Raw genomic sequence first — 7,281 nt, 5'->3', positions numbered from 1 at the left:
ACTGTCAGTGTGGCGGTGGATTCGTTGGCTTTGAAGGTGACAGTTGAAGGTGGTATGCCGCTGAGGACCTTGCCGGTCTGGGTCACCTTTACCTTCACCTTTAGTGCAGCTGTGGGTGCGGGATCCGCTGTGAGTGTGAATGTGGCAGCAATGCCTTCGGTGACGCTCGCGCGATTCGCCGTGATTGTCATTTCTGGCGGGTCTGGAGCCTTTATATCTGGGGCGTCGTTGTCCTCAACGGTGACGGATGCCGAGGATGGAGAGCTTACTGTATAGCCTGTTCCGGTCTGTATTTGCGCGGTTATAACACTGGCGACTTCTCTTACATTATCATTGTCCGTTGCTACTGTTAGTGTGGCCTGGCCGGTGGTACCGATGGTGACAGTTGAAGGGGGTGTGCCGCTGATGACATCGCCGTCCTCGCTGACATTTACACTTACAGTTATTGCGGTTGTAAGTGCAGGAGACGCTGTGAGTGTGAATGTGGCAGCCGTGCCTTCGGTGACGGGTGATGTCCCTGCCGAGATGGTTACCTGCGGGGTTCCCGGCACTGGTGGTTGCGGTGTCTGTGGGTTTTGTGGATTCTGTGGGTTTTGTGGGTTCTGTGGGTTTTGTGGGTTCTGTGGGTTTTGTGGGTTCTGTGGATTCTGTGGGTTCTGTGGGTTCTGTGGGTTCTGTGGGTTCTGTGGGTTCTGTGGGTTTTGTGGATTCTGTGGGTTCTGTGGGTTCTGTGGGTTCTGTGGGTTCTGTGGGTTTGGATTTGGATTCGGATTTTCAGATCCGTCGTTGTCCTCAACGATGACGGTTGCGATGGATGGGTCGCCTACGTCATAGCCTGTTCTCTTCAACAGTTCCGCGCTTATCTCGCCATTCGGTTCATCTACTTGGTCATTTTCAGTATTGACTGTTATTGTGGCGGTGGCCTGGTTGGCGCTGAAGCGGACTGTGTGAATGCCCACGCCCGGTGAGCCGCTGATGAAATCGCCGATCTGGCTGACGCGCACTTCGGCAATTAGTGGAGCCGTCGGGACAGGGTCCATTGTGATTCTGAATCTCTTGGTCTGACCTTCGATGATGGTTGGAGGATTCGTGTCAATTGTCCCGACTGGCATTCCACCCACGACTGCTGTCAATGCGCTTTCCAAATAGCACGTGCCGTTATTGAAGGTTACCCGAACTTTCAGTCGGTGACCATTATCGGCTGTTTGCACTGTGTACGTACTGCCCATCTCACCGGAGATGGGATTTGAACCCCGGTACCATTGATAGCCTGTCACACCGCTAAGGCCATGGGAGACTGTTAATTCTTGACCTACCTCGGGCGTGCCGCTGACTGTTGGGGCTCCTGTCGGTTGCCAGCCTGAGGGAGCATAAACATCTATGGTCACCGAAGATGGATCGCCCACTTTGTAAGCCGAGTCTCCAGTACGTGATGCCTGTGGAATGTTATCTCCATAGTAGTAGGCATCAAAGAGATAGGCTTCAATTTTGCGTCCCTGCGTGTGCCCACAGGTCTCTTCCTGCACGCGGAAAGAATACGATCTCTCGCCCGGCGCATGTCTGTTTGCCGACTGTGGATGAAGGATTTCCACCATCGGTTCCCAGTCGGTAATATCCGGCAGGTGTCCGCCCACCCGGAAATCCACCCGGTGCCTGTAGTCGTGAGGTTCGGTGCGCTTCATTGTGAGCGTCACCCTGTCGCCTATTGCGACCCGCGTTTGGTTTGTGTGAAGCGTTACTACCGGAAGCGGAGCATTTGTCATCGGCGGATTCTCATTCGCATCCTCGTCAATCACCTGCACGGATGCATTATCCTGGTCCTCATCTACCGTGTAGCCTTCCCCTTCTTTTAAATCCACGTGTACCTTGCCCCAGTTTTTGTCGTTCGGATCCTCCGTGAAATCTTCGGTTGGCACTGTCAGTGTGTATTGGCCAGAGGTCCCGACGGTGATTGTTGTAGGGCGGGTGTAGCTGGAGGGGATGGTATTGCCCGTCACTTCTATGTTCACCGTCAGGTTGCTGGTTGGAGCTGGTGTCACCGATATAATAAATGTGGCACTTTTGCCTTCCATGATGCTGGTAGGACTTGAATCAATTGTCACTTCCTGAGCGTCTGCCGCGATTGGCAGTGCCAGCATGAGGATGATGGCTGTCAGGCGGGTGCGGATGATGTGCGAGAAGATTTGTTCAATCTGTGAGAACATTTTTTTCGGTCCGTGAGGTTCTCATGAGGAAACTATGTTTCACGATTCTTCATCGCGGTCCAGATCAATGGCTACGGAGTTGATACAATAGCGCAGGCCCGTGGGGGCGGGGCCGTCGTCAAAGATGTGGCCCAGGTGGGCGTCGCAGCGGGCGCAGGTGACTTCGATGCGGCGCATGCCAAAGCTCAAGTCTTCGTGCTGGTTGATGCGTTCGGGGTCAATGGCGTCAAAAAAGCTGGGCCATCCGCAGTGGGAGTCGAATTTCTGGTCTGAGCGGAAGAGTTCGGCATTGCAACATGCACAGCGATATACGCCTTCTTCACGGCAGTCCCAGTACATGCCGGTGAAGGCGCGTTCCGTGCCTTTTTGACGACAGACATAGTATTGTTCGGGCGTGAGTTGTTCCCGCCATTCTCGGTCTGTTTTGGTGATTTTTTCGTCGTTCATGGGGAGTAGATCCTTTTTTATGTACTAATTCTTTTCAAGATGCGTTCGATAGCGCCATCGGCAAGTGCCTGCATTTCTTCGTCGGTGCGATCCTGGATGGGATGGGCGACAAAGACGCGAGCGGGATTAAATCCCAGGGCGGTGGATTGGGCATTGGCTGCTTCTCGGAACGGCTCGGATGCGACAAAGACGGTGGGTATGCCGCGCGTTTCCAGGTTGGTCGTGTCGTGCACACTGCACGTTGTACAGGACCCTCAATCGGCCAGGCCTTCGACGACGATATCGCATTCGGTGGCGATTTGTTGCTGGAGTTCGATGGGTGCCGGGCGCGTGAATGTGGGTTTGATGTAGCGGTTGACTTTGAGGTTGCGCTGTGTGAGATGCGTTTCGATGCGGTCGAGGAATACGTCGCCCCGGCTTTTGGATATGTCGAGAAGCCCGATGGTCAGTCCGTCGAGTGATTGCGGGCGTTTTACCCGTTCTCTCTGTGCTGGTTTTTGTTCGGATGTGGGGTCGAGCAATTTCATGGCGTGATCTCCTTTGTGATGGATTGGCTGCCTCCCCAACTGCTGATGAGGGCAGAGAATAAGCCCGCGTCTCCGCCTGCGCGGACGATGTGCAAGGTGTTGTTGCGAAATTTGGGTATTGTTTCGTTATCTTTTGTCCGTTGTTTTGAAATGCCTTCAGGGATGCCGCCCGCGCCTGAGAGCAGTTCTGCGACGGGGAGTTGGAGATACTGATTTAGTGTGTCGCGAAATCGAGTTTTTGACCAGCCTGCGTCTGCATATCGGCGGGTGTGTTCTGGCGATATGACGAGTACGGGTGGCGGGCTATTTGCGTGTTTGGGATGGCCATCGGCTTTGAGGCAGGCGGCGAAGGATCGGCACAGGGCGTCGGGATCTCGGGATGCCTGATCCATGATGGGGGTGACGCCGCTGGCTGCAAAGAGCGAGACTGTGGATGCGTCGGGTGAGAATCCCCTTTCGACGGCGAGGGATTCCCAGGGGGAATCGTCTTCGCGTTCGGCAAAGCAGAAGGTGTATTTGCCCGGGTTGCCGAGCGTGGCGCGATCAATGCCTCCGGGGACGCCGCCGCCGATGTTGCGGATGACGAGTTGAAGGGCGCGTCCGATGGTCGCGTTGGCGCGGTTGCCCTGCCCGAGCGCGTTGACCCGTGCGTTCATGCCGATTTCGCGTGTAATCGGTCCGTTGACGACGATCATGGGGCCTGCAAAGAATGTGGTGGCGAGCAGTCCGTGCATGCAAAAGGCCTCTGTGAGTGCGGTTTCAACCGCTGCGAGTACGACGGGGAGATATTCGGGTTTGCATCCGGCGAGGACAGCGTTGATGGCGACTTTTTCTACGGTGCATTCGTTGTAATTGGGGGGGGCGATGCCTACCAGTTCGTCGGGAGAGCGGGTTGTTCCCGATAGCATGCGCAATACGCGTTCTTCGGTGGGTGGCACGACGGGCAGGCCGTCGCTCCAGCCGCGTTCGAAACAGGTTTCTATTTCGTCTTCGAGAGCGCCGATTTCAATGCGCCGGGCGGCGAGTACGGTTTCGCCAAATTGGACGGCGAGTTTTTCAGCTATGCCCGGTTCGATGCTTTTTGATCCGCATCCCGGGCGCGATTCGGGCAGGTCTGCGCCGAGGGGACTGAGTTCTGATACGGATTCCCAGTCGCCGCGATGCCATCCAACAGTCCGCGCCACTTCTCGGCCGTTTTCAAAACGGAGCAGGGTCGGGACGGTTTCGATATTGAGGCGGTACGAGTGTTCCAGACCGGTGTCGTCTATAAGGTTTGCAATGCCAGTGGGAAAATTGGGATTGTCCTGCGTGTAAACCGCGAGTGAATCGTCCCGCTTTCCAATTTGTCTAAGCACAGGTGCAATGAGGGTGCAGGTCGGGCAGTCCTGTTTAACCACGGCTATTAAGCCATTGGGTTGTGTGCTCATCTATTTTTTCCTTTTAAAATTTTTTTTTGTGCAGATTGTCGTAATTTACCGATGTTACGCCATTATCAGGTGCGGCATAGGTAGTGAAGTGTTATCCTGCCTGTAAAAACAGTTATGCCCTGCAAGTTTGAGGCTTTCCCTTCACGCTGTTCAAGGAGGCTCTCTTGTAGCCATAATACCTGTTAGCAATATCTGTACCAATGTGAGTCTGTTCGGGCAGAGACATCGATAAAATATTGTTTTTATTTAATATATAAAAATAAGATAAGAAAAAATCAGATAGGTTTTTTACCATTAGACGGTATATCGTCCAATTTTTATAAACAATAGACGATATGCAGACCAATGGCTGAAATAAAACCTTAAGAGGGGATATAAGGGGATATACAAGATATTGTGGGGAAATGAAGCAATGGACTGTTAATGTAGAACAGGTCGCGTTTTTAGGGAAGAAAAAAATACAAAGCGCGTTCTGCCTGTTTTTATAGTAGTGAACGCGCTTTTTGGAGAGTTAGCCGGATCGAGATGATATACCAACCCGATATGAAATCTTAAAAAAACTGAGAGCACAAGATATTGTGGGGAAATGAAGCATACAATACATTCTTGACAAATGCGCAATATATCATTACTCACAATATCATTGGATACTTGAACGCGAACTTATCTCTATCTTATGGCACTTGCACAATCACAACCCGAATCTGCACGCCCGCGGCGTATTACCGTTCGATCCATTATCCTGGGGACGGCTACTGCGGCGTTGCTCAATATTTACAGCGATTACACGGGCATGATTTTGGGGTCTGCTTCGCTGGTCAAGTCTCAGTTGTCCATGGCTATGCTTTTGCCCTTTGTCGCGTGGCTCGTGATCAATCTCATTTTGAAGCTGGCCTGGCCGCGCATGGCTTTGCGCGGTACAGAGCTTCTGGTTATTTACAGTATGTCGTGGATTGTGGGTACGGTTTCGGCAAGTGGATGGACGACCTACTGGGGCGGTATTGTGAGTACGCCATTTTATTACGCTTCGCCCGAGAATCGATGGGAAGAAGTCCTTTTTGACATTTTGCCGTGGTGGTGTTTGCCGCAGGCAGCGCCTGAGATTATTCGGACGTATTACGAGGGCCTTCCAGATGGCGCGAGTATTCCCTGGCGCGGATGGCTGGCTTCTCTGCACTGGTGGTTCGCCGTGTCTATTGCCCTTGTTGTTGCTGGATTGTGCCTCGCGGTTATTTTTCAAAAGCAATGGGAGGAGAACGAGCGTCTCACTTTTCCGCTCGCGGCTTTTCCGATTGCATTGACCGAGGGCTTTGATGAACCCGGTCGCGTTATACCCGGTATTTTTCGGAATAAACTTTTCTGGGTGGGATTTTTTGTTGTTTTCGGTGTTTTTGCCTGGAATATTCTCGGTTATTTTGCCATCAGTTTGCCCCGAATTGGCATTTACGACGGTTATCTGACCAAAGAGGTGCCCATTGCGCGCAATTTTCCATCGTTCTATTTGCGTATTCTGCCTCCTGTTTTGGGGCTTACTTATATGTGTAATCTGGATATCCTCTTCAGTTTCTGGGCTTTTCGCCTTATCGCTATTGTCAAAGAAGGGGTGATGGCTCGCACGGGATTTAATGTGGGTCTTTCCGGGCAACAGGCAGAAGCGAGTGAGATTCTGATTTTGGAATCTCACGGTGCTTTCATCTTTCTGGCGGTGTGGGCGGTATGGGTCGCGCGAGGCCATTTGCGGGATGTTATTCGCGCAGCCGTGACGGGTGAGGCAGATGACGGTCTCGTATCTTATCGTCTGGCATTGCTCGGGTTTATTGCGGCGACTATTTTTGTTTTTGGCTGGTTCATCGCAGTGGGTTTGTCTCCTTTTCTCGCGCTCTTCCATCTTTTGCTGCTTTATGCAGCGTATTTTACTGTGGCAAAATACACCGCGGCGAGTGGCTTTTCTTATCTTTTTCCGGTTGGAGGTAAGGGGGGGCAAATTGTCGAGATTTTTACGGGGACCGCAACGCTCACGCGACAAAATACCGTTGCATTGGGTGTGATTAATTCGAGTGCATTTTTTGGCAATACGCGCATTCCCGCATGGCCCGCGCTGCCTCATCACCTCAAACTTTTGGGGAATGACGTCCGCCGTCGCTGGGTTTTCTGGATCGTTCTGCTGGCTTTTGCCTCGGGGTTCTTCGGGTCGTGTCTTTTTATTGTGCATTTGGGATATAATTACGCGGGTCAGAATCTGGGGCTGTCGGGTTTTAGTGGGTCCAATATTCGCACGTATGACCGCATGGTGGCCGCTATTGTCGGTGCGGATAAAACGGTTTTTGATCCGGGGAAGATAGCGGTCTGGATTTTTGGGTTTGGGCAAGCGGGTCTGCTTATGCTTCTCCGCAATCGCATCCCGTGGTGGCCCTTGCATCCCCTGGGTCTGGCTTTTCAGAAGATGTCGGGGTCTCGGGTCTATGCCTTCAGTATTTTTCTGACTTGGGCGTCCAAGCTCATTATTCTGCGCATTGGTGGCATTTCGCTCTATCGGCGCTGTATCCCTTTGTTCTTTGGTCTTGTGATCGGTTATGTCGTCGGTGTGGGGGTGTCTTCTGTTGTCGATTTTACCTTTTTCCCGGAAGAAGGGCATTCTGTTCACGGGTGGTGATGGGAAGTGTAAAGTAGAAAGTG

At 52.4% G+C, this 7,281-nt stretch carries 5 protein-coding genes; 1 reads left to right on the top strand and 4 read right to left on the bottom strand.

What is annotated here, in order from left to right:
* The 4 genes from OXG87_19260 to OXG87_19245 form a co-directional block, all read right to left on the bottom strand.
* On the bottom strand, positions 1–2,204 hold a 2,204-nt coding region (locus OXG87_19260; GenBank protein MCY3871693.1), incomplete at its 3' end, for a hypothetical protein.
* A 39-nt stretch (positions 2,205–2,243) separates the two neighbouring features.
* Positions 2,244–2,651: a peptide-methionine (R)-S-oxide reductase MsrB gene (msrB, locus tag OXG87_19255; protein ID MCY3871692.1), complete on the bottom strand. Its 408-nt coding sequence runs from the start codon at positions 2,649–2,651 to the stop codon at positions 2,244–2,246.
* A gap of 17 nt (positions 2,652–2,668) precedes the next feature.
* On the bottom strand, positions 2,669–3,178 hold the full coding sequence (locus OXG87_19250) for a UGSC family (seleno)protein (GenBank protein ID MCY3871691.1): 510 nt from the start codon (positions 3,176–3,178) through the stop codon (positions 2,669–2,671).
* On the bottom strand, positions 3,175–4,605 hold the full coding sequence (locus OXG87_19245; GenBank protein ID MCY3871690.1) for a thioredoxin family protein: 1,431 nt from the start codon (positions 4,603–4,605) through the stop codon (positions 3,175–3,177). Before OXG87_19245 ends, OXG87_19250 begins: the two co-directional genes overlap by 4 nt.
* 676 nt (positions 4,606–5,281) lie before the next feature.
* On the opposite strand from OXG87_19245, the gene OXG87_19240 reads away from it, so the two are divergent.
* Positions 5,282–7,258, top strand: coding sequence for a hypothetical protein (locus OXG87_19240; GenBank protein ID MCY3871689.1), 1,977 nt, complete (start codon positions 5,282–5,284; stop codon positions 7,256–7,258).
* The last annotated feature ends 23 nt before the right edge of the window (positions 7,259–7,281 follow it).

This window comes from Gemmatimonadota bacterium, assembly GCA_026706845.1.
Lineage (GTDB): Bacteria > Latescibacterota > UBA2968 > UBA2968 > UBA2968 > VXRD01.
This window is presented reverse-complemented; position numbering and strand designations above follow the sequence as displayed.